The organism is Streptomyces sp. P9-A2 (assembly GCF_036634175.1).
Taxonomy (GTDB): domain Bacteria; phylum Actinomycetota; class Actinomycetes; order Streptomycetales; family Streptomycetaceae; genus Streptomyces; species Streptomyces pratens.
The window spans coordinates 1,061,780-1,086,494 of record NZ_JAZIFX010000001.1 but is presented as its reverse complement, the minus strand read 5'-3'; the positions used below and the strand labels follow the sequence as shown (position 1 = coordinate 1,086,494).

At 71.7% G+C, this 24,715-nt stretch carries 25 protein-coding genes and 1 pseudogene; 16 read left to right on the top strand and 10 right to left on the bottom strand.

Going from position 1 to position 24,715, the window contains the following annotated elements:
• Window positions 1-39: 39 nt before the first annotated feature.
• Together V4Y04_RS04885 and V4Y04_RS04880 are read right to left on the bottom strand one after the other, a co-directional pair.
• Complete coding sequence (locus tag V4Y04_RS04885; protein ID WP_332426069.1) at window positions 40-891, bottom strand: PhzF family phenazine biosynthesis protein; 852 nt, start codon at window positions 889-891, stop codon at window positions 40-42.
• 91 nt (window positions 892-982) lie between these two features.
• Window positions 983-1,414, bottom strand: coding sequence for a VOC family protein (locus V4Y04_RS04880; protein WP_332426068.1), 432 nt, complete (start codon window positions 1,412-1,414; stop codon window positions 983-985).
• Window positions 1,415-1,600: 186 nt separating this feature from the next.
• On the opposite strand from V4Y04_RS04880, the gene V4Y04_RS04875 reads away from it, so the two are divergent.
• The 4 genes from V4Y04_RS04875 to V4Y04_RS04860 all read left to right on the top strand — a co-directional run bounded on the left by V4Y04_RS04875 (window position 1,601) and on the right by V4Y04_RS04860 (window position 5,710).
• Window positions 1,601-2,227, top strand: coding sequence for a PadR family transcriptional regulator (locus V4Y04_RS04875; RefSeq protein WP_332426067.1), 627 nt, complete (start codon window positions 1,601-1,603; stop codon window positions 2,225-2,227).
• 582 nt (window positions 2,228-2,809) lie between these two features.
• Window positions 2,810-3,349 carry a Clp protease N-terminal domain-containing protein gene (locus tag V4Y04_RS04870; protein ID WP_332426066.1) on the top strand — a complete coding sequence of 180 codons (540 nt, stop codon included), beginning with the start codon at window positions 2,810-2,812 and terminating at the stop codon, window positions 3,347-3,349.
• 138 nt (window positions 3,350-3,487) lie between these two features.
• Window positions 3,488-4,510: an EamA family transporter gene (locus tag V4Y04_RS04865; protein WP_332432711.1), complete on the top strand. Its 1,023-nt coding sequence runs from the start codon at window positions 3,488-3,490 to the stop codon at window positions 4,508-4,510.
• Window positions 4,511-4,753: 243 nt separating this feature from the next.
• Complete coding sequence (locus V4Y04_RS04860) at window positions 4,754-5,710, top strand: DMT family transporter (RefSeq protein ID WP_332426065.1); 957 nt, start codon at window positions 4,754-4,756, stop codon at window positions 5,708-5,710.
• Window positions 5,711-5,839: 129 nt separating this feature from the next.
• Here V4Y04_RS04860 and V4Y04_RS04855 read toward each other — a convergent pair whose 3' ends face one another.
• Window positions 5,840-6,526, bottom strand: coding sequence for a pyridoxamine 5'-phosphate oxidase family protein (locus V4Y04_RS04855; protein WP_443079951.1), 687 nt, complete (start codon window positions 6,524-6,526; stop codon window positions 5,840-5,842).
• A 35-nt stretch (window positions 6,527-6,561) separates the two neighbouring features.
• On the opposite strand from V4Y04_RS04855, the gene V4Y04_RS04850 reads away from it, so the two are divergent.
• Window positions 6,562-7,899 (top strand): aminotransferase class I/II-fold pyridoxal phosphate-dependent enzyme, encoded by a 1,338-nt coding sequence (locus V4Y04_RS04850; RefSeq protein ID WP_332426063.1) that lies wholly within the window; start codon window positions 6,562-6,564, stop codon window positions 7,897-7,899.
• A gap of 473 nt (window positions 7,900-8,372) precedes the next feature.
• On the opposite strand, the gene V4Y04_RS04845 is transcribed toward V4Y04_RS04850, so the two are convergent.
• The 3 genes and pseudogenes from V4Y04_RS04845 to V4Y04_RS04835 form a co-directional block, all read right to left on the bottom strand.
• Window positions 8,373-8,840: a pyridoxamine 5'-phosphate oxidase family protein gene (locus tag V4Y04_RS04845; protein WP_332426062.1), complete on the bottom strand. Its 468-nt coding sequence runs from the start codon at window positions 8,838-8,840 to the stop codon at window positions 8,373-8,375.
• A 272-nt stretch (window positions 8,841-9,112) separates the two neighbouring features.
• Window positions 9,113-9,613 (bottom strand): Rieske (2Fe-2S) protein, encoded by a 501-nt coding sequence (locus V4Y04_RS04840; RefSeq protein WP_332426061.1) that lies wholly within the window; start codon window positions 9,611-9,613, stop codon window positions 9,113-9,115.
• A gap of 518 nt (window positions 9,614-10,131) precedes the next feature.
• A pseudogene (locus tag V4Y04_RS04835) lies at window positions 10,132-10,428 on the bottom strand (transposase); the annotation flags it as partial.
• Between the two features lie 149 nt (window positions 10,429-10,577).
• Between V4Y04_RS04835 and V4Y04_RS04830 the strand changes: the two are divergent.
• The 3 genes from V4Y04_RS04830 to V4Y04_RS04820 all read left to right on the top strand — a co-directional run bounded on the left by V4Y04_RS04830 (window position 10,578) and on the right by V4Y04_RS04820 (window position 13,155).
• Window positions 10,578-11,618 carry a vWA domain-containing protein gene (locus V4Y04_RS04830; protein ID WP_332426060.1) on the top strand — a complete coding sequence of 347 codons (1,041 nt, stop codon included), beginning with the start codon at window positions 10,578-10,580 and terminating at the stop codon, window positions 11,616-11,618.
• A 368-nt stretch (window positions 11,619-11,986) separates the two neighbouring features.
• Window positions 11,987-12,757: a HipA family kinase gene (locus tag V4Y04_RS04825; protein ID WP_332426059.1), complete on the top strand. Its 771-nt coding sequence runs from the start codon at window positions 11,987-11,989 to the stop codon at window positions 12,755-12,757.
• Complete coding sequence (locus V4Y04_RS04820) at window positions 12,754-13,155, top strand: DUF3037 domain-containing protein (RefSeq protein WP_332426058.1); 402 nt, start codon at window positions 12,754-12,756, stop codon at window positions 13,153-13,155. The genes V4Y04_RS04825 and V4Y04_RS04820 overlap by 4 nt, the downstream gene beginning before the upstream one ends.
• A 123-nt stretch (window positions 13,156-13,278) precedes the next feature.
• Here the strand turns inward: V4Y04_RS04820 and V4Y04_RS04815 are convergent, their stop codons facing one another.
• Complete coding sequence (locus V4Y04_RS04815; RefSeq protein WP_332426057.1) at window positions 13,279-13,776, bottom strand: excalibur calcium-binding protein; 498 nt, start codon at window positions 13,774-13,776, stop codon at window positions 13,279-13,281.
• Window positions 13,777-14,077: 301 nt separating this feature from the next.
• Here V4Y04_RS04815 and fabG point away from each other — a divergent pair, with 301 nt between their 5' ends.
• The 6 genes from fabG (at window position 14,078) to V4Y04_RS04785 (ending at window position 19,436) form a co-directional block, all read left to right on the top strand.
• Window positions 14,078-14,842: a 3-oxoacyl-ACP reductase FabG gene (fabG, locus tag V4Y04_RS04810; protein ID WP_332426056.1), complete on the top strand. Its 765-nt coding sequence runs from the start codon at window positions 14,078-14,080 to the stop codon at window positions 14,840-14,842.
• Window positions 14,843-14,961: 119 nt separating this feature from the next.
• Window positions 14,962-15,720 (top strand): SDR family oxidoreductase, encoded by a 759-nt coding sequence (locus V4Y04_RS04805; RefSeq protein WP_332426055.1) that lies wholly within the window; start codon window positions 14,962-14,964, stop codon window positions 15,718-15,720.
• Between the two features lie 273 nt (window positions 15,721-15,993).
• Complete coding sequence (locus V4Y04_RS04800; protein WP_332426054.1) at window positions 15,994-17,589, top strand: ABC transporter substrate-binding protein; 1,596 nt, start codon at window positions 15,994-15,996, stop codon at window positions 17,587-17,589.
• A gap of 79 nt (window positions 17,590-17,668) precedes the next feature.
• A complete protein-coding gene (locus tag V4Y04_RS04795; protein WP_332426053.1) occupies window positions 17,669-18,352 on the top strand; it encodes a uracil-DNA glycosylase in 684 nt (227 codons plus the stop codon).
• A gap of 134 nt (window positions 18,353-18,486) precedes the next feature.
• Window positions 18,487-19,014, top strand: coding sequence for a hypothetical protein (locus tag V4Y04_RS04790; RefSeq protein ID WP_332432710.1), 528 nt, complete (start codon window positions 18,487-18,489; stop codon window positions 19,012-19,014).
• Window positions 18,984-19,436 carry a hypothetical protein gene (locus V4Y04_RS04785; RefSeq protein WP_332433149.1) on the top strand — a complete coding sequence of 151 codons (453 nt, stop codon included), beginning with the start codon at window positions 18,984-18,986 and terminating at the stop codon, window positions 19,434-19,436. Before V4Y04_RS04790 ends, V4Y04_RS04785 begins: the two co-directional genes overlap by 31 nt.
• Window positions 19,437-19,715: 279 nt before the next feature.
• On the opposite strand, the gene V4Y04_RS04780 is transcribed toward V4Y04_RS04785, so the two are convergent.
• Complete coding sequence (locus tag V4Y04_RS04780; protein ID WP_332426052.1) at window positions 19,716-20,225, bottom strand: DinB family protein; 510 nt, start codon at window positions 20,223-20,225, stop codon at window positions 19,716-19,718.
• Window positions 20,226-20,268: 43 nt separating this feature from the next.
• Window positions 20,269-20,886 carry a TetR/AcrR family transcriptional regulator gene (locus tag V4Y04_RS04775; RefSeq protein WP_332426051.1) on the bottom strand — a complete coding sequence of 206 codons (618 nt, stop codon included), beginning with the start codon at window positions 20,884-20,886 and terminating at the stop codon, window positions 20,269-20,271.
• Window positions 20,887-20,999: 113 nt separating this feature from the next.
• Between V4Y04_RS04775 and V4Y04_RS04770 the strand changes: the two genes are divergently transcribed.
• Complete coding sequence (locus tag V4Y04_RS04770) at window positions 21,000-22,202, top strand: FAD-dependent monooxygenase (RefSeq protein WP_332426050.1); 1,203 nt, start codon at window positions 21,000-21,002, stop codon at window positions 22,200-22,202.
• A gap of 90 nt (window positions 22,203-22,292) precedes the next feature.
• On the top strand, window positions 22,293-23,201 hold the full coding sequence (locus V4Y04_RS04765) for a Gfo/Idh/MocA family protein (RefSeq protein WP_332426049.1): 909 nt from the start codon (window positions 22,293-22,295) through the stop codon (window positions 23,199-23,201).
• Here the strand turns inward: V4Y04_RS04765 and lnt are convergent.
• The gene (gene lnt, locus V4Y04_RS04760) at window positions 23,122-24,699 is read right to left on the bottom strand and encodes an apolipoprotein N-acyltransferase (RefSeq protein ID WP_332432709.1); all 1,578 of its coding nucleotides are present in this window, start codon (window positions 24,697-24,699) and stop codon (window positions 23,122-23,124) included. The two genes, V4Y04_RS04765 and lnt, sit on opposite strands and share 80 nt — an antisense overlap.
• Window positions 24,700-24,715: the final 16 nt, after the last annotated feature.

Here is a 24,715-nt window from a genome sequence, read left to right as displayed (position 1 = left end):
CCCCCTTCGTCCGTCCCAGGAGCAGGCTCAGCCCCTCGGTCAGTCGCGGCTCAGGGCCCCGCCGCTCGGCAGTGCGGCACTCAGCAGCTCACCTTCGATGACGGTCACCGCCCGTCCACCCAGCAGGGTGCGCTCGCCGCGCAGTTCCGTACGGACGCGGCCCGAGCGGGGTGAGGCCTGGAGACCGGTGAGGGCGGTGCGGCCCAGGCGCTCGGACCAGTAGGGGGCCAGCGCGGTGTGGGCGCTGCCGGTCACGGGGTCCTCGTCGATGCCGACATTCGGAAAGAAACAGCGGGAGACGAAGTCGTAGCCCCGGGACGGATCCTGTGCGCGGGCGGTGGCGATGACGCCGCGCCGGGAATGGGCACCGAGGGCCTTGAGGTCGGGCCGCAGGGCACGGACCGTCCGCTCGTCGGAGACCTCGACCAGCAGGTCGCCGACGTTCGGACCGGTGTCGAAGGCCGCGAGCGGCTCGGCCCCCAGCGTTTCGGCGAACCCCTCGGGAAGGGGGAGCGGGGTGAGCGGGGCCGTGGGGAAGTCCAGGGTCACGGAGCCGTCCTCGGCCGGCGCTGCGACGAGGACGCCACTGCGGGTGGCGAACCGGACAGGGCCCTTGTGGGAGCCCGTGGTGTGCAGGACGTGTGCGGTGGCGAGGGTCGCGTGGCCGCACATGGCGACCTCGGCGGCGGGGGTGAACCAGCGCAGCGCCCAGTCGGCGTCCCCGTTCCCGGGCAGCGGGTGCGCGAAGGCGGTCTCGGCGTGGTTGACCTCCAGGGCGACGTCCTGGAGCCAGCCGTCGTCCGGGAAGGCGTCCGTGTCCAGGAGCAGAACTCCGGCGGGGTTGCCGGCGAAGGGCCGGTCGGTGAAGGCGTCGACGATTCGAATGCGCATCCCCCGACGGTAGGGCTTGGGCGGAACCGCAGGCCAAGGCCAATCCGAAGACACCGGACCGGATTCCTGGCGTTGATCCGGTGGCCGACGGTCAAGGAGCCGAGGCCGCCTCGGGCCCGGAGGGCGGCGTGGAGGGGACGAGATAGTCCGTCCGCCCCTCGTCGTCGAGCTCGAAGGGACCCTCGGGGACGATGCAGAACTCATTGCCCTCCGGGTCGGCCATCACCAGGAAACCGCCGTCCGCGTACTCCTTCAGCCGACGCCCGCCGAGCGCCTCGACCCGCTGTTGCTCCGCGGCCGGGTCGGGTGAGGTGATGTCGAAGTGCATGCGGTTCTTGCCCGACTTGGGCTCGCTGGCCCGCTGGAAACCCAGACCCACACCGTTCTCGCGTCGCATCCACACGTAGGGCCCCGTGCGGCCCACGACCGGGCGGCCGAGCAGCTCGGACCAGAACGCGGCGAGCCGCTCGGGGTCAGTGGCATCGACGATGAGGGTGTTGATACGCAGAGAGGAGTCGGCCATGCGCCGATCCTCTCAGAGGTCACTGCGCTGTCAGCGGTGATGCCGTCGGTTCCCGCTCAGCGCCCCACGCCCCGCGTGGCTACGAGACAGAGCGGTCGTCGTGACGGCAGGGGTTGTCGTCACCATCCTTCCGATATATCGTTGAGTTATCGCGACGGATCAGCGATGGAATGGAGAGTGGTTGTAATGCGTACCCATGGTTTCGAGCGTGGACATGGTCACGGTGGTCCGAGGGGCGGCCGGGGCGACTTCGACAGGCTGCGGGCCGCTTTCGGGCCCTTCGGCCCCGGCGGGCCGGGCGGCCCCGGCTTCGGCCCGGGCTTCGGACACGGTCCCTGGGGCGGACGAGGGCGTGGCGGGCCCAGGGGGAGGGCGCGGCGCGGTGACGTGCGGGCGTCGATCCTCGCCCTGCTGAAGGACCGGCCGATGCACGGCTACGAGATGATCCAGGAGATCGCCGAGCGCAGCGGCGGAGTGTGGAAGCCCAGCCCCGGCTCGGTGTACCCCACCCTCCAGCTGCTGGAGGACGAGGGGCTGATCGTCAGCGAGTCCGAGGGCGGCAAGAAGCTGTTCGCGCTCACCGAAACCGGTCGCACGGCGGCCGAGGAAGGTCCCGAGGTGCCGTGGGAGGAGGCCTCCCGCGGGGTCGACTGGGAGGCGCTGAGCGAGATCCGGCAGGCAGGGTTCGGCCTGATGGAGGCCTTCGGACAGGTCTGGAAGACCGGCAGCAAGGAGCAGCGCGAGAAGGCTCTCGCCGTCGTCAACGAAGCCCGCAAGAAGCTGTACCTCATCCTCGCCAACGACGACGACTGAGGTTGAGGGCGACGGCTGAGCTCCGAAGCCCGGTGCCTGAGGTGCCGGGTAGCCGGCCGGCGCGAACGTGGTGCCCCGTGGAGCGGTCCGCGGGGCACCGTCGTCTGCGTGCGGTGGTGGGTGGTTTCGTGCGGCAGGCAGGCAGGCAGGCAGGCAGGCAGGCAGGCAGGCAGGCAGGCAGGCAGGGCAGGCAGGGCAGGTCGGGTTCACCGGCGGTCCATTCGAACTCTGCCGGGAAGCCCGTCAGTCGCACGTTCTCCTGGAGGGTCGCGCCCGCGACGAGGGTTGCCGGGCCGCCCGCGGGGAAGACCGGGTGAGGGCGTTCCACTCACCGTACGCGGGTCAGACCGTGAGGCGTGTCCACACCTTCCCGGTGGGCGCCCCGATGCGTGCCCCGTGCCGGCTTCGGCCATGCGACCACCTCTTCGGCTCGGGCTGTGGGGGCGGGTGGCCCTCGAGGGGCGGGGCTGATTCTCCTTCCCAGGGAGGAGATCGCGGCCCGACGTGTCCACTTCCTGTGGGACAGGAAGATGCTCCCCGCCGGGGATGTCCCGGGCCCGCGGGGCTGATGTGGTGGGAGACGTGCAACACCGTATCCCCCGGCCGTCGGCCGGCAAGGCCCAGGAACAGGGAATTCACCGCGCGGAACACGGTGCCGGACTCAGCGCTGAACTGGCAGTGGTGGTCAGCGGTGCCCGCCGCAGGGCGGTCAGGGACGCGGACCGCCAGATCGACACCGCCCATCTGCTGCACTCGCTGCTGGAGTCCGACGCCGAGGTGCGCGCGGTCCTCGGCGAGGGTCCGCGGACCGCACGGCTGCTCGGCTACCTGGTCCAGCGCAGCATCGGTTACGGCCTGCGCTGGCAGAGCGCCGTCGAGGACTCCGGCTCCGTCCCGGTGGTGGCGCGGGCCGCCGGGTTCTCGCCGCTGGCGGCGGCCGGCCTGGAGTACGCCCGGGAACGCGCCGCACGTCATGGCGGGCCCGTGAGCGGCGTGGACCTGCTCGCGGCGATCATCGCTGACCCGCAGGCGCGGGCGGTGGAGGTGCTCGAACACGCCGCCATCGACTCCCGCGACCTGTTCGCCCGACTCGAGGCAGGGGCCGGCGACCCCGCTCGCTGAGAGGCTGAGAGCGGGACGCGGGGCGGGCGGCCCCGACGGTCAGGGGATTCCTTCCCGTCACCGGAGCATCATGCCCGCCGTCCAGCCCGTGAGACAGGTGTCATGGGGGGTGACGCTCCTGTCGGTGCCTGGCATCATGTGCCGGTGCCTACCTCTGTCAGTACTCGGAACGTCCGGAGCACCCGTGGGAAGGGCGTCGGGCTCGGCCTCGCGCTCCTGTCCGCGGTGGCCTTCGGCGGATCGGGAGTCGCCGCCAAACCGCTGATCGAGGCGGGCCTGGACCCGCTGCACGTCGTGTGGCTGAGGGTGGCGGGCGCGGCCCTGGTCATGCTGCCGCTGGCCGTACGTCATCGGGGGCTCCTGCGCAGCCATCCGGCGCTGCTGGCCGGGTTCGGGCTGTTCGCCGTCGCCGGTGTCCAGGCCTTCTACTTCGCCGCCATCTCCCGTATCCCCGTCGGTGTCGCGCTGCTCGTCGAGTACCTGGCGCCCGCGCTCGTCCTCGGCTGGGTGCGGTTCGTGCAACGGCGGCCGGTGACCCGGGCGGCGGCGGTCGGTGTGGTGCTGGCGGTGGGCGGACTGGCCTGTGTCGTGGAGGTGTGGTCAGGCCTCGGCTTCGACGTGGTCGGGCTGCTGCTCGCGCTCGGCGCCGCCTGCTGCCAGGTCGGCTACTTCGTCCTCTCCGACCAGGGCAGCGACCACGGCGACCGGGCGCCGGACCCGCTCGGTGTGATCGCCTACGGCCTGCTCGTGGGCGCCGCCGTCCTCACCGTCGTCGCCCGCCCGTGGTCCATGGACTGGTCGGTGCTCACGGGCAGCGCGCGCATGGACGGCACCCCGGTCGCGGCCTTCGTGCTGCTCGCCTGGATCGTCCTCGTCGCCACGGTCGCCGCGTACGGCACCGGAGTGCTCTCGGTACGCAGGCTCTCGCCGCAGGTCGCCGGGGTGGTGGCCTGTCTCGAAGCGGTCATCGCCACTGTGCTGGCCTGGGTCCTGCTCGGCGAGCACCTGTCGGCGCCGCAGATCATCGGCGGCGCGGTGGTGCTGGCGGGGGCGTTCATCGCCCAGTCGTCGGCACCGGCCAGGAGCCCCGACCGCCCGGTGGTGATCGGGGGCGCGGAAAAGGGAGTTGTCCACACGGGGAACGCCGACCTAGGGTGCTGATCATGCATGCGCGCGTACTTGTTCTTCCGCCGCCCGCGGTCTGAGGCGGGCCCTGAGCTCCCCCCGCCCGGCGCGTTGCCGCCGGGCGTCGTGGCGCTGCCCGCAGACGCAGTCCGTGGGCCCCACGGGACCGGCTCCGTCCGGCCCTGATCCCGGGGTCCCCATTCGGCCTTCGCGCAGCGCAGGCACCTCTGCGAGGGGTGCGTACGCGCGCGTATCTGTGTGTACCTGCGGAGAGAACACGTGTCGAACACCGTCTCCGGCCTGCCCGTCGGGCGAGGCCTGCTCTATCTGATCGTCGCCGGCGCCGCCTGGGGCACCGCGGGCGCCGCCGCGTCACTGGTCTACCGGACCAGTGACATGGGACCGGTCGCCCTCTCCTTCTGGCGCTGTGCGGCCGGCCTGGCGCTGCTGCTCGGCGCCCGGATGCTGGTCCCGCGCGCCCGGACCGTCGTGCCCGAGGCGCCGGGTTCCCGGGTGCGGCGGGCCGTGGCCACCGGAATGGGGCTCGCCGTGTTCCAGACGGCCTACTTCGCGGCCGTCGCCGCCACGGGACTCGCCGTGGCCACCGTCGTCACCCTCGGTGCCGGACCCGTGCTGATCGCGCTCGGCGCGCGACTGTTCCTGGGGGAGCGGCTCGGCCGGGGCGGGGCCGTCGCCGTCGCGGGGGCGCTCGCCGGGCTCGCCGTACTCGTCCTCGGCGGCGGGGAGACGACCGTGGACCGGTGGGGCATCCTGCTCGCACTCCTGGCCGCGGCCGGCTACTCGGTGATGACACTGCTCACCCGGTGGTGGGGGCGGGGCGGTGGGCTGGACGCCTCCGGTACGACCGTCGGGGCGTTCGCCGTCACCAGCGTGCTGCTGCTGCCGTTCGCCGCGGTCGAAGGGCTGGTGCCGTACAGCGGCGATCCCGCTCTGCTGCTGTGCCTCCTGGTGTACGTCGCCGCGATCCCGACGGCTCTCGCCTATGGCCTGTACTTCGCGGGCGCGGCAGTCGTGCGGTCGGCAACCGTGTCCGTGATCATGCTTCTTGAGCCGGTGAGCGCGGCGGTGCTCGCCGTGGCCCTGCTCGGCGAGCGGCTCACCCCAGCCATGCTGGCCGGCACCCTGCTGATGCTCGGCTCGGTCGTGGGGCTCGCGCTGGACGAGGCACGGAGCGCGCGGACCGGGCGGGTGGAGGGGGACGCGGCGCGGGCGTGACGGCGCGGGCCCTCAGGAGAGGCCCTCCACGAGGGCGGGCCTCTCCTGAGGACAGGGGCATGCCCCTGTCCTCGGCAGTCGTAGCCCTTGACGACGCCCGGCGCGCCCCCTCCGGGCGGCGGCGCCGCGTCACAGGGCCGCCAGGTAGTCCGGCGGTTCCGTGCCGGCGGGCAGGGAGGGGTCCGCGAGCGGAGTGCCGTATGTGCGGGTCAAGGGGACGACGCCGGCCCAGTGGGGGAGGGCGAGGTCCTCCGGCTCGTCGTTCACGCCGCCGGTGCGGAGCTTGGCGGAGACCTCGGTCAGGTCGAGGCGGATCACCGCCGTGGCGGCCAGTTCCTTCTTGTTCGCCGGGCGGGAGTCGGCGGCGCGGCCGGGGACGACGTGGTCGACGAGGGCGTCCAGCGCCTGACGCTTCTCCTCGGGGTCGGTCACGTCGTACGCGAGACCGTGCACCACCACGGAGCGGTAGTTGAGGGAGTGATGGAACGCCGAGCGGGCCAGCACCAGCCCGTCCACGTGGGTGACGGTCAGGCAGACCGGGAGCCCGGGGTCGGCCAGGCCCGCCGCGCGCAGCGGGCGTGAGCCCGTCGAACCGTGCACGTAGAGACGCTCGGCGACCCGGGCGTACAGCGTGGGCAGCACCACCGGTGCGTCGTCGCGGACGAAACCGAGGTGGCAGACGTAGCCCTCGTCGAGTATGGCGTGCACCAGGTCCCTGTCGTACGCGGCACGCTCCGGGGAGCGAGTGGGGACAGTGCGCCCGGTGGGCGGGTAAGGGGCGGTGTCGGCGGGCTGCTGCGGACGGGGCGCTGGCACGGTGTTCTCCATTGCACTAGTGCATAATGGGCTTTGTGCTAGAAGATTATCGGATCACGGGGCGGCGTGCTGCGGAGATTTCGGCGAGCATCGAGGGCGCGGTGGGTGAAGGCGCGCTCCGGCCGGGCGAACTGCTCCCGTCCATACGGGAGTTGGCGGACCGGCTCGGGGTGAACCCCAACACCGTCGCGTCCGCGTACCGGACCCTGCGCGAGCGAGGGGTGATCGAGACCGCGGGCCGCCGGGGGAGCCGGGTGCGGCCCAAACCGGCCACCACGGCACGCGACGCCGTCCGGGTGGAGGTTCCGCGGGGCGTACGGGACCTCTCCGACAGCAACCCCGACCCCGCGCTGCTGCCCCCGCTGGCCGAGGCCTTCGCCGCCGCGGCCGAACAGGGCGACCGGGAACCGGTGCTCTACGGGCACGAACCCGTGGAGCCCGGACTGGCCCGGTTCGCCCGCGCCGCGCTGGACGCCGACGGCGTCCCTGACGGCCCCGTCACCGTGACCTCCGGCGCCCTCGACGCGATGGAGCGGGTGCTCGCGGCCCACCTCAGACAGGGCGACGCGGTGGCCGTGGAGGACCCCGGGTGGGGCAGCGTGCTGGACCTCGTCCCGGCACTGGGTCTGCGGGTCGTCCCGGTCGGCGTCGACGACGAGGGACCGCTCCCCGACGACGTACGGCGGGCCCTGACCGGCGGGGCACGCGCGCTGATCGTCACGGACCGGGCGCAGAACCCGACCGGTGCCGCACTGAGCGAGGCGCGCGCGCGGGCCTTGCGGGCGGTGCTCGCGGACCACCCGGAGACACTGCTGATCGAGGACGACCACGGTCATCACATCGTCGACCTCCCCCTGCACCCCCTCGCCGGCCCCACCCGAAGCTGGGCCTTCGTCCGCTCGGCGGCCAAGGCGTACGGTCCCGACCTGCGGCTCGCCGTGCTCACCGGGGACGCGGTCACCCTCGACCGGGTCCGGGGACGGCAGCGGCTCGGGCCGGGCTGGGTCAGTCGCACGGTCCAGCGCGCGGTGCTCCGGCTCTGGACCGGCGGCGCGGTGGACCCGGCGGCGGTGGCGGCGCAGTACGGGCGGCGCCGGGACGCCCTGATCGGGGCGCTGGCCCGGCAGGGGATCACGGCGCACGGGCGCAGCGGCATGAACGTGTGGGTGCCCGTGCGGGACGAGACCGGCGCCGTCGCGCGGCTGCTGCACGCGGGTTGGGCGGTGGCACCCGGTGCCCGCTTCCGGACGGGCACCCCACCCGGCATCCGCGTCACCGTGTCGACGCTCACCGCGGACGACATCGGCCCCTTGAGCGAGGCGATCGGCGCGGCGATCGGACCGGAGGCGGGGGAGCCCAGGACGTATGCCTGAGGTCTGTCCGGCGGATCAGGCCGGAGACGGCCGACGGTTTCCGCCCGGCTGGGGTGAGCGGGGTCGTGGGGCCCCTCCCTGTTCATGGGGTCCCCTGTTCATGGGGGTCCCCCCTGTTCGAGCGGAGCCGAGAGCTCGGGGGAGCGTTCAGCCGCAAGGCGGAGGATGGCATCGACGCGGAGCGAGGGTGCACCTCCCGTTCATGTGGTCCCCCGCTCTGGGGGCACTTCCCAGCGGTAGCTGGGGGGAGAAACCGAGAGTGGGGGAGGAGCCGAAAGCTCGGAGGGAGTCGGCGACCGACGACAACGCCGCTGGGGCCCCGCTCGAAGAGCTCGAGGGGAGCGTGCCGGCCCCCGCGTCTTCGGCATGGTCCGCAGGACAGGCCCCATGAGTGTGGTCCCGGGAGGAGCGAGCCGGGAGAGGGAAGGCTCCGGACGGGGCCGAGGACCGGGCCCGGCCCTCGGCCCCGTCCGCTACCGCGCGCCCAGTTTCCGGAAGTCCCAGGACACGACCTTCTCCGGGGTCAGCCGCATCCAGGCGTGCTGGCCGTCGTGCGGCATCTCGTCCAGGCCGAAATTCTTGCGCGCGAACAGCGTCTCGGGAACGTCGAGTTCGGCGCGGAGTTCGCCGGTACGCGGCACCTCGCCCACGAACTCCATCCGCCCGGACAGTTCCGCGCCGCGCAACTCGTCGTACTCCTCGCCGGTGTCCACCACGATCGCCACCCGCTGGTCCCGGCGCAGGTCCGCCCAGCGCTTGGAACGCACCACGGAGTACAGCCACAGCGAGGTGCCGTCCCAGGCGAACCAGAGTGTGCTCACATGCGGCGCGCCGTCGGCCGACACCGTGGCGACCCGACAGGTGCGCTGGGTGGTGAGGAAGTCGTCCAGTTCGCCCGGCGTCATCATGATCTTCCGGCCCCGGCGCTGCGTGGCAGTCATGCGGCCTCCTCTTCTCTCACATTGTGCTCTCTCGCGTCGTGCTGGAGAGATCTTCTGACATCGCGTCAGAAAAGGATGAGCCGTCCTCCTTCTCCGCGCAAGGGTGACCGGACCCCACCCGCCGACCGCAGACGGACGCCATCGCGGGACGCCCGTCGACTGCGCCCCCGCGACGGCCCGTCACGTTCCGCCCCGGTCGCCACCCACGCGGTCACGGACGGTGTGCCGGCCGGCACGGGCCCGTCGGCGCCGTACGGTCCGGCGCCGACGGTTCACGCGAGGGTGATCGAGCCCCCGCTGACGGTGATCTCCATGGCTGGCAGCGGCTTGGTCGCCGGACCGCTCTGCACGCTGCCGTCGGCGATCGAGAAGTTGCTGTTGTGGCAGGGGCAGTTGATGACCCCGTCGGCAACGCTCTTCACCGCGCACCCCTGGTGGGTGCAGGTCGCCGAGAACGCCTTGAACTCGCCCGCCGACGGCTGGGTGACCACCACTTTGCTGTCGGCGAAGACCTTCCCACCGCCCTCGGGGATGTCGGCGGTCGAGGCGAGCGAGGCACCGGCGGGCGCGCCGCTGTCGCCCCCCGAACCGTTGCCGCTCGCTTCGTTGTTGTCCGTTCCGCCACCAGTGGCGGCGGAGTCCGCGGACGAGCCGGAGGACTCGTCAGTGCCTCCGCAGGCGGTCAGCGCGACGGCGAGGCCCGCCGCTCCGGCCGCCGCCACGACGGTTCGACGGGCCGGTCCCGATGCGAGCTGATGCGATGCGCTGGTCATGCAGGTGTGTCCCTTCCGGGAGGTTGGGTGATCTGGGGGGAGGTACGGTCAGCGGGCCCGCGTTGTTCAGGCACTACCGAGCTTGGCCCGCGCACGGTCGGACGGGCGTAAGCCACAGCTGTCGTTCCGCTGTCGGGGCCCGCCCTCCCCTCCCGGCAGGGACTTGACATGCGGTGATACGGCACCGGAAGCCTGGGCCGCCGCTCAGGGAAGTGGTCGTTGACCACCCTCGCGTGGGTCAGGGCGACGGACGGGACTGCTGGACCCGGCGCCGGAAGAAGCCGATGGCCTCGTCACTCGCGGCGAGCCGGGGAGCATTCCCTTGCCCCTCAAAGCCGACCCGCTGCTGGAACCGGACGGCGAGCCGAGGCCGATCCCGGATCATCTGACGGGCGAAGCGCGGGAGCGGCGGGAGCGGCGGGAGCGGCGGAGCCTGCTGGCCGGCATGCGGCGTGGATCCGGCGCGATGCCCGTCGCCGCACACTCCGCTGACGTCCTCGGTGTGGACCTGCCGAGCTCTGCCGCTTCTTGGCAGTCTTCGGCTCGAAGGAATCATTTCGGTCTCGGGGCACGGTCACCTCCGCCGGCCCGACGTCGGGTCAGCACGGTCTTGCCGTGTTTGCCGTTGCGGGAGTTGCCACCGTTCTTGCCCGCCGGGTCGTGCTTGTGACAACCGAGGCGGTCGGTGCTCCCGCCCTCGAGGGCGGACTCCAACCGTTGCTCGGCGGGCTGCTGCAGCAGCCCGCCCCTCCGGTCGGTCGAAGGCCCTCGGCCTGGGTCCGGCCCACCAACTCGTTGATCAACCGGTCGTCCACGGCTTTCGCCGGCGCCGCCGCTGCCGGCGCGAGGGTCTCGTGCCGCGTCCCTGGACGGGTGGGCTTTTCATCCGGTCCGGGAGCCAAGACCGATTGTCAGTGGTGGGTGAGACGGTAGGAGTATCGAGTCGGAAAGAGGGGGAGCCGTCATGTCCGGAAACCAGAACTTCATCAATCACGTCGCTCTTGTGCTGGATGCCAGTTCGTCCATGTCCCGCCTGAGCGGCAAGGTCGTCGAAGTCGCCGACCAGCAGATTGCCTATCTGGCCCGCCGATCGCAGGAACTGGACCAGGAAACCCGCGTCACGGTGTACGTCTTCGCGGACAAGGTGGAGTGCGTCATCTACGACAAGGACGTGCTGCGGATGCCGTCGCTGAAGCAGCTGTACCGGGTCGGTGGGATGACGGCGCTGCTGGCGGCCACGCTCACATCGCAGCGGGAGCTGGCGCAGACAGCTCAACTCTACGGAGACCACAGCTTCCTGACGTTCGTACTCACCGACGGACAGGAGAACGCAAGTCATCGCTGCCCGGACGCTCCTGCCAGGGATCCGCGTGAACTGGTTGCGGCCGTGGCCGAGATGATCAAAATACAGGAGGACAACTGGACGCTGGCTGTCCTTGTGCCGGACCAGATGGGCAAGCGCGAGGCCATGCAGTACGGGTTCCCGAAGGACAACATCGCCATCTGGGACGCCACGAGCACACAGGGTCTGCAGGAAGCCGGGCAGGTCATCCAGGAGGCCACCGAGAAGTTCATGGTGGGCCGCACTCAGGGCATCCGGGGATCGCGGGCGGTGTTCTCCATGGGGGCGGAGGCGGTCAACAAGGACACGATCAAGGCGGCCGGCCTCACCCCGGTGGATCCGTCGAAGTACCAGCTGATCTCGGTGGCTCGTGACGCGGCGATCCGGGACTGGGTCGTCGAATGCGGGCACACCTACCGCACCGGTGGTGCGTTCTATCAGCTGAGCAAGTCGGAGAAGATCCAGGCGAAGAAGCAGATTTCGGTGCTGGAGAAGAAGACGGACCGGGTGTACACGGGGCCCGAGGCCCGAGCCCTGCTCGGCCTGCCGGACGTGGAAGTTCGCATCAAACCGGACCACAACGACGACTTCACGATCTTCGTGCAGAGCACCAGCGTGAACCGGAAGCTCGTACCGAACACGCGGCTGCTGCTCATGCTCTGACGCCTTGGAAACCTCCTCGGGCCCCGGAGGCTTCGCCCTCCCGGCACCCCACCGGCAACAGGGTCGGCGGCTGCGGGCGCGGCGTAGGAGTACGTGTTCTGGAGGCGGGGAGTCCGTGGTGACGTGGGCGCGATGGCGCGGGCGCTCCTCGCCGGCCGTCACGCTCGGTTACCGCGCTCACTTCATGCCGGAGGCCGGGAGTGAGGAGCGCACCGTGATCGACGGACTGCTCGGGGAGCCGGGAGACCAGCGTGCCGGCCGCCCCCCCCCGGATTCTCCCCAGGGCTGACCGTGGCCGACTTCCCGCACCACGGCGGTCTGGAGGAGGTCATGGATTGCAAGGTCAAGGGATCGCGTAGCCTGGCGAAATGCTGACCGAGGTCACCGCCACCCGCTACATCACGCCCCTGCGCGAGGGCGGTTCGCTGCCGGGACTGATCGAGGCCGACGACCTCGGCACCTACGTGCTGAAGTTCACCGGCGCGGGACAGGGCCGTAAGACACTCGTCGCCGAGGTCGTCTGCGGGGAACTCGCCCGGCGGCTGGGGTTTTCGGTGCCACGTCTGGTGACGGTCGAACTCGACCCGGTCCTGGGGCTGGGCGAGCCCGACGAACAGGTCCAGGAACTCCTCAAGTCCAGCGGGGGCACCAATCTGGGCATGGGCTTCCTCTCCGGCGCGCTCGGCTTCGACCCGCTCGCTTTCGAGGTGAGCCCCGGGGAGGCCGGGCGGGTCGTCTGGTTCGACGCGCTGGTGAACAACGTCGACCGTTCCTGGCGCAACCCCAACCTGCTCCACCGGCGCGGCGAGCTCTGGCTCATCGACCACGGCGCGACCATGATCTGGCACCACAACTGGCCCGGCGTGGAGCGCTCCGTCGCCCGGCCCTACGACGCCTCCGACCATGTCCTGAAGACCTTCGGACCGGACGTGGCCGCCGCGGCGGCGGAACTCGCGCCGCATGTCACCGCGGACCTGCTCGCCGAGGTCACCGCGGAGATCCCCGACGTATGGCTGGTCGGTGAACCCGGATTCGACACGCCGGACGAGCTCCGGCAGGCCTACGCGCGCGCCCTGCTCGCCCGCGCGGCCACCATCCACGAGCGTGTCCACGGCATCGGGGAGAAGGAGAGCCAGTGACCGACCGGACCGACCGGACCGAGCGGCATGTCTTCGAGTACGCGCTGCTGCGGGTCGTGCCGCGGATCGAGCGAGGTGAGTGCGTCAACGCCGGGGTGATCGTGTACTGCCGTCACGAGGCGTTCGTCGGGGCCGGTACTCACCTCGACGCGCCCCGGCTGCTGGCCCTCGACGCGCACGTGGACCTGGCCGGCGTCCGGGCCGCGCTGCGTGCCGCCGAAGGGGTGTGCGCGGGCGGGGACGCGGCGGGTCAGGCCGCCCTCGACGACGCCGGCCGGCGTTTCCGCTGGCTGATCGCCCCGCGCTCCACCATCGTCCAGCCCGGTCCCGTGCACACCGGGCTCACCGCCGATCCGGCGGCCGAGGTGCAACGGCTGCTCGACCTGCTCGTGCGCTGACCCGACGGGCCGCTGCGGCGCACCACCACGGCGGGCCGCAGCGGCCTCCCGCTGCTGCGGCCCGCCGCTCACAGGTGTGCGGGAGCGGGGCGGTGTACGGACGTACGGGGGCCGGTCCGGCCGTCAGCCGCGACGGCGCTTCACCAGGTAACCGGTCGTGGCGAGGGCACCGGCCGTGAAGGCCAGGCCGATTCCTGTGTCCCAGTCGCTCGGTCCGGTGGCCGACGAGCCGCCCAGCCCGCCCTCCACACCCCGTGTCGGGGCGATCGTGGCGGGGGCGGCCACGGCGGGGGGCGTCGCCGGCGCGAGGGGAGTCGCGGGTGTGGCGGGTGCGGTCGGAGTCGCGGATGCAGAGGTGGTGGCCGTCGGACGGGGAGCGCTGGTGGAGGAGGTGAGGGAGCCGGTCCGGCGGGGAAGTGCCTCGCAGGCGATGTTGTCGTCGGGGCCCTGGTCCTCGTCGAGTCGGTTGGGATCGCTGCGGTCCAGGTTGAACAGGGCCTGCGCTTCCTCCTGGTAGGTGAAGTCCGCGCAGTCCAGGTCCTGGGCGTGAGCGGTGTGGGCCACCGGCAGTGTCGCGGCGAGCGCGACGAGTATGCCGAGGACACCGGTGCGTCGGCGCATGACGCGCCTCCTTTCCGGCCACGAATGGCTCGCGCTCCGACGCTAGGCGCGCCCCCGTGCCGGGGCGCGCGACTGTGGGCCGATCGGGTGATGGGCGCGGGACCCCGGGCAGCGGACGGCACCGAGCGGACGTGGCCCGTCCGCTGCCCGGCGGACCGGGGAATGGATCACACAGCAGGGTGGACCGTTGACACCGGGTGCCAGGGCTTCTAGCGTCACGTCTACTGAAGGTACTAAGCGGTCGCTCACCCCATTCGGGCGGGCCGCAGGAGCCGCATCCCAAGGTCGAGGAGAAGCAGCGATGTCCACCACTGAGCAGCAGCGGGTCGCCGTCGTCACCGGTGCCGCGCGCGGTATCGGCGCCGCCACCGCCGTACGACTGGCCGCCGAGGGTCGTGCGGTCGCCGTGATCGACCTCGACGAGGGAGCCTGCAAGGACACCGTCGAGAAGATCACCACCGCCGGGGGCAGGGCGCTGGCGGTCGGCTGCGACGTCTCGGACGAGGCGCAGGTCGAGGCCGCCGTCGCCAGGATCACCGAGGAGCTCGGCGCGCCGACCATCCTGGTCAACAACGCGGGCGTGCTGCGCGACAACCTGCTCTTCAAGATGAGTGCCTCGGACTGGGACACGGTCATGAACGTGCACCTGCGCGGTGCCTTCCTGATGTCGAAGGCCTGTCAGAAGCACATGGTGGACGCCGGCTTCGGCCGGATCGTCAACCTGTCCTCCTCCTCCGCGCTCGGCAACCGCGGCCAGGTCAACTACTCCGCCGCCAAGGCGGGCCTGCAGGGCTTCACCAAGACCCTTGCCAAGGAACTCGGCAAGTTCGGTGTGACCGCCAACTCCGTCGCCCCCGGCTTCATCGCCACCGAGATGACCAAGACCACCGCCGACCGCGTGGGCATGGGCTTCGAGGACTTCAAGGCCGCCGCCGCCACCCAGATCCCGGTGGCCCGGGTCGGCGAGCCGGAGGACATCGCCAACGCCATCGCCTTCTTCACCGGTGAGGCCGCCGGATTCGTCTCCGGCCAGGTGCTGTACGTGGCGGGCGGACCGCTCGACTGAGGAACGCCGTGACCCGGGACCGCTCGCACTCGCGCATGACGCGCCGCGCGGCCCGGGACGGCCAGGGTCCGCTCATGGGCGGGCCGGGGACGACAAGGCACGATCAGAGGACAGGGAACATGACTTCAGTGGAACTCTCGGGCAAGGTCGCCCTGGTCACCGGGGCCAGCCGCGGCATCGGGCTCGGCGTCGCCGAGGCGCTGGTGGCGCGCGGTGACCGCGTCTGCATCACCGGCCGCAACGAGGACACCCTCAAGGAGGCCGTCGAGAAGCTCGGCGCCGACCGGGTCATCGGTGTCGCCGGCAAGGCGCACGACGAGGAGCATCAGGCCGTCGCCGTCGAGCGCACGATGGAGGCCTTCGGCCGGGTCGACTTCCTCGTCAACAACGCCGGCACCAACCCCGTGTTCGGGCCGATCGCCGACCTCGACCTGAACGTGGCACGCAAGGTGTTCGAGACCAACGTGATCTCGGCGCTCGGCTTCGCCCAGCGGACCTGGCACGCCTGGCAGAAGGACAACGGCGGGGCGATCGTCAACATTGCCTCCCTCGCGGGCGTCGCGCCCTCGCCCTTCATCGCCGCGTACGGCGTGAGCAAGGCGGCGCTCATCAACCTGACCGGGCAGTTGGCGCACGAGTTCGCGCCGCTGGTACGGGTCAACGCGATCGCCCCGGCGGTGGTGAAGACCAAGTTCGCCCAGGCGCTGTACGAGGGCCGGGAGGAGGAGGTCGTCGCGTCCTACCCGCTGGGCCGGCTCGGCGTGCCGTCCGACATCGGCGGGGCCGCCGCGTTCCTCACCTCGGACCAGTCGGACTGGGTCACCGGCCAGACCCTGGTGATCGACGGCGGCATCCTCCTGAACGCCGGCGTGAGCTGAGCCCGGCACGCGGTGCGCCGGCCCGCGTAAAACACGCGTGTGCTGAGCGGCTGTGGTGCGGGCACAAGAACTCCGGTACGGGCGTCCGTTGGTGAAACGGCGCCCGTTCCGGTGTTTTCGAAGACGAGTGGACCGATGACAACGTAGTCAACGCAGAGTGACAACATGATCTACAACGAGTTGATCTCAACAAGCATGTGAAGGAGGGTGCGAGAACGAAATACCGCGGTATCGTCTGCCGACTCTTGGGACGGCAGATCGAGGAGCGTGCGCGTGTTCAAGCGGAACCGATGCCTGCGAGGGGTGGCGACCATCGCGTCCATCGCGTCGATATCGTCCTTGGCCACCGGCTGCGGTGTGCTGACGTCCGACACTGCGGACGACGGGAAGCCGATCGTCGTGGGGACCACCAGCTCGCCGAGCACCCTGGATCCCGCCGCCTCCTGGGACAGCTCCTGGGAACTGTTCCGCAATGTCTACCAGACGTTGCTGAGCTACCCGGTCGGCGCGAGCACACCCCAGCCGGACGCCGCCGAGGGCTGCGAGTTCTCCGACGAATCCCACCAGGTGTTCCGCTGCGAACTGCGTGAGGGGCTGCAGTTCTCCGACGGCAGCACGCTCGACGCCAAGGCGGTCAAGTACTCCGTCGACCGTATCCGCAAGATCAACGTCAACGGCGGTCCGGCCGGTCTGCTGGGCAGCCTCGAACGGGTGCAGGCGCCGAGCAGCCGCGAAGTGGTCTTCCACCTCAACAAGCCCGACGCGACGTTCCCGTTCGTGCTCGCCACGCCGGCTCTGTCGATCGTCTCCCCCAAGGCCTACCCGGCCGACGCCCTGCGCGAGGACTCCGGCATCGTCGGCTCCGGGCCCTACGACCTCCAGTCCTACGACGAGGGCAAGGAGGCCCGGCTCGTCCGCAACGAGCAGTACAAGGGCTACGCCGAGCGGCAGAACAGTGCCGTGACGATCCGCTACTTCCAGGAATCCGCCGAGATGGTCAAGTCGCTGCGGGAGGGCGGGGTCGACCTCACCTACCGGGGCCTCGCCGCGGACGACGTCGTCGAATTCCAGGGCAAGGCCTCCAAGGAGGAGGAGATCAAGCTGGTGGAGGGCACCAGCACCAGCATCAACTACCTGGTGTTCAACCCGAAGGACCCGTGGGCGGGCAAGAAGCCGGTGCGCCAGGCCATCGCCCAGGTCGTCGACCGGAGCGCGATCGCGCACAAGGTCTACCGGGACACCGTCGATCCGCTGTACTCGATGGTCCCCAAGGGGCTGACCGGTCACACCACCGGCTTCTTCGACGACTACGGCGACCCCAGCGTCGACAAGGCCCGGCGGATCCTCACCGAGGCGGGCATCACCGAGCCGGTACCGCTCACCCTCTGGTACACCACGGACCGCTACGGCTCCGAGACCAAGCTGGAGTTCCAGGAGCTGGAACACCAACTGGAGGCCTCCGGGCTGTTCGAGATCACCCTCGAGAGCCGCCCCTGGAATACGTACGTCGAGGGTTACCAGAAGGGCGAGTACCCGGTGTTCGGGCGCGGCTGGTCCCCCGACTTCCCGGACGCCGACAACTTCATCGCCCCGTTCATCGGCAAGCAGAACGCGCTCGGCACGCCCTACGAGGCGCGTGAGATCAGCAACGTCCTGCTGCCCCGGTCCCGCCGGGAGAGCGACCGCGGCAACGTTGTGGCGGACTTCGAGGACGCCCAGCAGATCCTCGTGGACGACGCGCGGCTGCTGCCGTTGTGGCAGGGCCGGCAGTACGTCGCGTCGAGCCGCGACATCTCGGGCGTGGAGCGGGCGCTGGACCCGTCGACGATCATGATGATGTGGCTGCTCTCCCGCAAGACCAGCTGGTAGACGGTCCAGGGAGCTGATTGTCAGTGGTCGCCTGTAGGTTCTGAGGCCTGGAAGTGACCGCAATCGTGAGGACGTTGACGTGACCGACACCGCCATGCTGCCCGAGTCCTGGCGCGGGGTTCTGGGCGACGAGCTGCAGCAGTCCTATTTCAAGGAGCTGACCGAGTTCGTCGAGGAAGAGCGGGCGAAGGGCCCCGTCCACCCGCCCCGCGAGGAGGTCTTCGCGGCACTGGAGGCCACGCCGTACGACAAGGTGAAGGTCCTGATCCTCGGTCAGGACCCCTACCACGGCGAGGGCCAAGGGCACGGGCTGTGCTTCTCGGTGCGTCCCGGCGTGCGGATCCCGCCGTCGCTGCGGAACATCTACAAGGAGATGCACGCGGACCTGGGCACACCCGCCCCGGACAACGGCTATCTGATGCCGTGGGCCGAACAGGGGGTGCTGCTGCTCAACGCGGTGCTCACGGTGCGCGGCGGCGAGGCCAACTCGCACAAGGGGCGTGGCTGGGAGCGGTTCACCGACGCGGTCATCCGCGCCGTGGCCGGCCGGCCCGACCCGGCGGTGTTCGTCCTGTGGGGCAACTACGCGCAGAAGAAGCTGCCGCTGATCGACGAGAGTCGTCATGCGGTGGTCAAGGGAGCACACCCGTCGCCGCTGTCGGCGAAGAAGTTCTTCGGCTCCCGCCCGTTCACGCAGATCGACGAGGCGGTGGCGGCACAGGGCCATGAGCCGATCGACTGGACGATCCCGAACCTGGGCTGACGCCCGCCGGTCCGGGTGTGCCCGCTTCCCGGTGGCAGGGGCGGTCCGGTGCGTCGTGGGGCGGTTCGCCCCGGATCGTCCTCGCCTGCCGTAGCGTCGGGAGCGACGATCCGGCGAGCGGTACGGAGGACGCGGTGGCGGACGGACAGGGGCAGACGGCGCTGGATTCCGTGCTGACGCGGATCGGACAGGTCGTGATGCTGCACCACGCGGGGGACCGGGAAGAGGCGAGGCACCGCCTCCTCGGGCTGTGGGCGGAGATCGGCGTCCACGGAGACGCCCTGCACCGCTGCACCCTCGCCCACTACCTGGCCGACACCCAGGACGACCCCGAGGACGAACTCGCCTGGGACCTGAGGGCGTTGGCGGCAGCGAACGAGGCCGAGGGCGAAGCCGCCGGCGACCGCTCCGCCGGATACGAGGGCATGCCCGCGGTGCGTGCCCTCGTGCCCTCCTTGCACCTCAACCTCGCCGCCGACTATGCCCGGCTCGCCCGCCCCGACGCCGCCCGCACCCACCTCCACCAGGCTCGTGGGGCCGCCCGCGTCCTCGCCGACGACACCTACGGCGACAGGGTCCGGGCCGCCATCCGGCGCATGGAGATCCGACTGGAGGAGGGCGGTCCGGCCGGGTGGTGGGGGCCGCCGAGGCGGCGCCCGTAGAGCAGGGGCGCGGCGGTCAACGCCCGTACGTCTCCTCGCAGATGGCCGCTTCTGGGCTGTCCGCGGGCCAGTGGCCGTACTCCCTTCCCAGGGCGCAGACCTCCGCCCGCCCGCGCAGGTCGCGGCGGACCGCGTCCGCGGCCTCGGAAACCTCCGCGGCGGATGTTCGTGGTGAGGTGGCCCTGCTGTCGGAGGTCGACCGCGGCTTCCGGCCGTCCAGCGGCGCGGTCCGCTGCGGTGCGGGCACGGTAGGGGTGGCACGGGGCGAGGGGGACGCGGGCGGCTTCGTGGGACGCGACGGAGCGATCATCTCCAAGGCCTCGCGCGCAGGTGCCTGGACCACCTGCCGCGTCCGGGCGTCCGGACGCGGCTCCGGCAACCGGGCCACGCCCGCGGGCGGGCCGGGCACGGGGGGACGCTGAACCGTCACACAGCCCGCGAGAGCGGAGACAGCCACGGTCACCAGCAACACTGCTCTGGTCGTCTTTCGGTGCACCCACGTCACTCTGCTCCCTCCGGCCGCCCGCGGGCCGGAGGACGGGCGGAGGGATGCCCCGCAAGGGTGATCTCCGACCCCGTACGGGGGGCATGGGAGTACCGAGGGTGACGCGCGGTCGGGCCCAGGTCGGGCCCCGGCCGGTGAACGGAGGGGGGCGGGTGCACCGCGATCAGGGGCGCACCCGGCCGGTCCGGTGCCGCCGTCAGTCGCCGGTGGCACCGTCGAGCCGCTCGCGGAGCAGGTCGGCGTGGCCGTTGTGACGCGCGTACTCCTCGATCATGTGGGTGTGGATCCAGCGCAGGCTGATCCGTTCGCCGGCCCGGTGCCGTCCCTTGGCCAGGTCGTCCAGAGCGAAGCCGGCCGCGTTGCGCCGGGCGATGCCGATCTCGGCCTGCCAGGTGGTGTACACCTCCTGCCAGGTCTCCGTCCCGGTGAGGTGGAACTCGCCGTCCGGGTCGGCCTCGCCGTAGTGGAGCGGGGCGGCGTCCTCGCCCGCGAGTACCCTGCGGTACCAGCCGCGCTCGACGTCCGCCATGTGCCGTACCAGCCCCATCAGGGACAGCTCGGACGGCGGCACCGAGGCGGTGCGCAGTTGTTCGTCGGTCAGGCCCTCGCACTTTTGGGTGAGGGTCTGGCGGTGGTAGTCGAGCCAGCCCTCCAGCATGGTGCGGTCGTCGGCGTCCATGGCGGGTTCGTGGCGCTGAGTCGTCATGCCCGCATCCTTTCCGGTCACGGAGGCCCGCCGCCAGAGCTTTTCAGCCGTCAGGCGCTTGGCGGGGGGCGAGCATTCCGTCCAGCAGCTCCCGCAGACTCGCTCGCACCTCCTCCAGGGTGGGTACACGCGCGCTGAACGAGCCGGCCACACAGGAGAACATCAGTCCGTCCGCCCAGGCGATCAGCGACAGCGAGTGCCGGTCCGGTTCCGTGGAGCCGAGCCCGGTGACCAGGCCGGTGAGCAGCTCGCGGAACTGGGCCCCGGCCGCGTCGAAGTGGGCCCGCAGCTCGGGTCGGCGGGTGGCCTCCAGGGCCAGTTCGTAGCGGGCGAGGGTCAGTTCGCGGTTCCGGGACAGGGCGCGGTGGACGGCCAGCGCCATCGCGTCGGTCAACGAACCCGCCCCGGCCCGCGGGTCCGGCATCTCGTGCAGTCCGAGAACCCGCGCTTCCCGCTCGGCGAGCCGCCGCACCGCCAGTTCCAGCAGTGCCTGCCGGGTACGCGCCACGTTCGAGGTGGACCCCTGGGAGAGCCCGGCCGCCTCGTCGACCGCCCGGTGGGTGAGGCCGCGCATCCCGCGCCCGGCGAGCAGGGCGAGAGCGGCGTCGGCGACGAGGTCGGTGCGGGAAGCGCCTGTGGTGCGTGCGGTACGTACGGACATGATGGTCAAACTACCCGCTTCACTACGGCTGTAGTACAGTCGGCCTCAGCGGTCACTACAGATGTAGTGACGGGGTGCGCGGAAGCCGGCCGACCGGGAACCGAGGAGAAGCCATGGCACAGGCACAGGCACAGGTGAAGCGGGCCGTCGTGATCGGAGGGGGGATCGGCGGCCTGACCGCGGCGGCCGCCCTGCACCGGCGCGGGACGAGGGTGACCGTGCTGGAGCGGTCCGGCTCCCTGGAGCCGGTCGGCTCCGCCATCTCCCTCGCCCCCAACGCGCTGCGCGCACTGGACGTCATCGGGCTCGGCGACGACATCCGCGCCCTGTCCGCCTGGCAGGGTGACGGGGGACTGCGCGCACCGGGCGGGCGCTGGCTCGCCCGGACCGGCGCGGACGCCACGGCCGAGCGCTTCGGCGGACCCCTCGTCCTGCTCCACCGCGCCACCCTCATCGACCACTTGGCCGGACGGCTCCCGGCGGACACCGTCCGCACGGCCGCCGCCGCGCACCTCGTCGATCCGGGAGACCCCGACGACCCCGCCCGGCCCGCCCGAGTGGGCACCGCCGACGGCGAACTCGAGGCCGATCTGGTGGTGGCCGCCGACGGCATCCACTCCGCCGTGCGCCACGCGCTCTTCCCGCACCACCCCGGGCCGGTGTACTCCGGTTTCACCACCTGGCGGACGGTGGTCCCGCTGCCCGGCGTGCGGTTCGCCTCGCACGAGACCTGGGGGCCGGGCCGTCTCTGGGGCACGCACCCGCTCAAGGACGGCCGTGTCTACGCGTACGCCGCCGCCCTGGCTCCCGCCGGGGAACGCGCCGCCGACGACGAGCGTGCCGAACTGCTGCGTCGCTATGGGGACTGGCACGACCCGATCCCCGCCGTGCTGGCCGCCGCCCGGCCCGAGGACGTGCTGCGGCACGACGTCCACCACATCACCGAGCCCCTGCCCGCCTACCACCACGGCCGGGTCGCCCTGGTCGGTGACGCCGCGCATGCGATGCCGCCCACCCTCGGCCAGGGTGGAAACCAGGCCGTCGAGGACGCGGTCACCCTCGCACACCACGCCGGTGACCTGGCCGCGTACACCGCCGACCGGCTGCCCCGCACGACCGGCATCGCCCGTCGGGCAGTGCAGGCGGCCCGCCTCAACCTGATGACCAACCGTGCCGGGATCGCCGTACGCGACACCGCGATCAGCGTGCTCTCGAGGACCGTCCCGGCACTGCTCCTGCGAAGCTTCGACGAGGTCGCCTCCTGGCGGCCGCCGACGTCGGACGCCGTATCCTTCGGGGCAGAACCACGACAGTGATCACGGCGGTGACGATCACGGCGGTGACGGAGCCGGTGACCGCGGCCGTGCCCATGCCCGTGACAGGCAACCCCTGGAGGAGAACACCCCGTGAAGGTCGGCTGCATCGGACTCGGCGACATCGCGCAGAAGGCCTACCTTCCGGTGCTCGCCACCCGGCCCGGCGTGGAACTGCACCTGCAGACCCGCACCCCCGCGACGCTCACCCGCGTCGCCGACGGCCTCCACCTCCCGCCGGGGCAGCGGCACGCCGACCTCGACGCCCTGCTCGCCCAAGGCCTCGACGCCGCCTTCGTGCACGCCCCGACCCAGGTCCACCCGGAGATCGTGACCCGGCTGCTCGAGGCGGGCGTACCGACGTACGTCGACAAGCCGCTCGCCTACGAACTCGCCGACTCCACGCGCCTCGTGACTCTCGCCGAGGAGCGGGGAACGAGCCTCGCCGTCGGCTTCAACCGGCGCTTCGCCCCCGGCTACGCGCAGTGCGCCGACCACCCGCGCGAGCTGATCCTGCTGCAGAAGAACCGGACCGGGCTGCCGGAGGAACCGCGCACGATGATCCTCGACGACTTCATCCACGTCGTCGACACCCTGCGCTTCCTGGCTCCCGGCCCGGTCGACGACGTGACCGTGCGGGCCCGTACCGAGGGCGGGCTGCTGCACCATGTGGTGCTCCAGCTCGCCGGGGACGGCTTCACCGCCCTCGGCGTGATGAACAGGCTCAGCGGCTCGGCCGAGGAGATCCTCGAGGTCTCCGGCCAGGACACCAAGCGGCAGGTGGTCAACCTCGCCGAGGTGATCGACCACCAGGGCCGGCCCAGCGTGCACCGGCGGGGCGACTGGGTGCCGGTGGCGCGTCAGCGCGGAATCGAGCAGGTGGTGCTCGCCTTCCTCGACGCGGTCGGCGAGGGCAGGACGCTCAGTGCCCGGGACGCGCTGGCGACCCATGAGCTGTGCGAGCGTGTGGTGCGTGAGGTCCAGGAGCGGGCCGCCGCCTGAGCCGCACGGCCTGTACACCCTCGGTGGCCCCCCACACGGCCAGGACCAGCAGCGCCACGTGCAGCGGCCAGTCGCCGAAGCGGACGTAGGGCGTGGTGCCGTGAGTGAGCGGGACGTCGTACACCCGCGCGGTGCTCGCGTCCGTGCCGAGCCACGGGCCGATCCGCGCGCCGTCCGGGCCGTGGACGGCGGAGACACCGGTCAGCGTCGCGTGCACCATCGGCCGCCCGGTCTCGGCGGCGCGCAGCGCGGCGAGCGAGGCATGCTGCTCGGGCGCCCAGCTCTGCTGGAACGTCGACGTCGACGACTGGGCGACCAGCACATCGGCACCGTCCTTGGCCAGATTCCGGCTCATGTCCGGGAACGCGGACTCGAAGCACACCATCGGGCCGATCCGCAACCCGTCGCCCGCGTCCATCACCACCTGCTCGGTACCGCGCCTGCGGTCCTCGCCCGCCGCCTCACCCACGGACGTCGCCCAGCCCAGCAGGGAGCGGGCCGGGACGTACTCCCCGAACGGAACCAGGCGCATCTTGTCGTACCGGTCCCCGGTGAGACCGTCGGGGCCGACCAGCACCGAACTCTTGTAAATGCCGGGCCGGTCGGAGCGCCGCGCGTCCACGTTGACCAGGATCTCGGCGCCCGTAGCGCGGGACAGCGCGGCGAGCCGCCGTGCCAGGTCGGGCCGGGCGCCGAGGTCGAACCCGACGCTGCTCTCGCCCCAGACGACCAGGTCGACGCCCTGGCCCGCGAGCCCGCGGGTGAGCCTCTCCTCGCGGTCGAAGCGTCGGTCCGCACTGTCCGGCCCGGAGACGACGCCCGGCTGGACGACCGCGATCCTCGTCCGTCCGTCGGCCTGCGCGACCGGCGCTCCCACCCAGGCGACGGACGTGACCACGCCCACGGCGACCAGGCCGGCCACGGCCGGCACCCTCGCCCGCCGCACCACGAACAGCACGGTCACGGCGACGTTCAGCAGCACCACCAGGAAGCTGAGCAGCCATACCGCACCGACCGACGCCAGCCGCAGCGCCGCCGTCACCTGCCACTGGCTCGCACCGAGTACGCCCCACGGACCGCCCAACGCCTCCCAGGAACGGACCAGCTCGGCGGCCAGCCAGGCCGACGGCAGCACGACCAGCGCGGCCGCGACCCGTCCCCGCGACGGCACCCCGCCCAGCAGCCGCCGCACCAGCCACCCCCAGGGTGCCCACAACACGCCGAGCAGGGCCGCGAGGACGAACGTGAAAACATGCAGGTTCGGCAGCAGCCAGTGGTGCATCGCGAGCATGAAGCCGAACCCGCCCCACCAGCCGTCGAACGCGGCACGCCGACCGGTGGGCGCGGTGCGGGCCAGCGCGATCCACGGCACCAGCGCGACGTAGGCGAACCACCACAGGGACGGCGCCGGGAAGGCCAGTACGGGCAGGGCACCCGCGACCGCGGCGACGGCCGAGCGCCGCCACGGGGAGACGAGCCAGTGGCCGAACGTCTTCAACAGCACCTTCCCACCC

Coding starts and splice junctions, on each gene's coding strand:
- V4Y04_RS04775 (WP_332426051.1), bottom strand. CDS start 20,886: ATGTCCGTACGTACCGCACGCACCACAGGCGCTTCCCGCACCGACCTC.
- V4Y04_RS04770 (WP_332426050.1), top strand. CDS start 21,000: ATGGCACAGGCACAGGCACAGGTGAAGCGGGCCGTCGTGATCGGAGGG.
- V4Y04_RS04830 (WP_332426060.1), top strand. CDS start 10,578: ATGTCCGGAAACCAGAACTTCATCAATCACGTCGCTCTTGTGCTGGAT.
- V4Y04_RS04880 (WP_332426068.1), bottom strand. CDS start 1,414: ATGGCCGACTCCTCTCTGCGTATCAACACCCTCATCGTCGATGCCACT.
- V4Y04_RS04840 (WP_332426061.1), bottom strand. CDS start 9,613: ATGACCAGCGCATCGCATCAGCTCGCATCGGGACCGGCCCGTCGAACC.
- V4Y04_RS04885 (WP_332426069.1), bottom strand. CDS start 891: ATGCGCATTCGAATCGTCGACGCCTTCACCGACCGGCCCTTCGCCGGC.
- V4Y04_RS04875 (WP_332426067.1), top strand. CDS start 1,601: ATGCGTACCCATGGTTTCGAGCGTGGACATGGTCACGGTGGTCCGAGG.
- V4Y04_RS04805 (WP_332426055.1), top strand. CDS start 14,962: ATGACTTCAGTGGAACTCTCGGGCAAGGTCGCCCTGGTCACCGGGGCC.
- V4Y04_RS04815 (WP_332426057.1), bottom strand. CDS start 13,776: ATGCGCCGACGCACCGGTGTCCTCGGCATACTCGTCGCGCTCGCCGCG.
- V4Y04_RS04825 (WP_332426059.1), top strand. CDS start 11,987: ATGCTGACCGAGGTCACCGCCACCCGCTACATCACGCCCCTGCGCGAG.
- V4Y04_RS04845 (WP_332426062.1), bottom strand. CDS start 8,840: ATGACTGCCACGCAGCGCCGGGGCCGGAAGATCATGATGACGCCGGGC.
- V4Y04_RS04780 (WP_332426052.1), bottom strand. CDS start 20,225: ATGACGACTCAGCGCCACGAACCCGCCATGGACGCCGACGACCGCACC.
- fabG (WP_332426056.1), top strand. CDS start 14,078: ATGTCCACCACTGAGCAGCAGCGGGTCGCCGTCGTCACCGGTGCCGCG.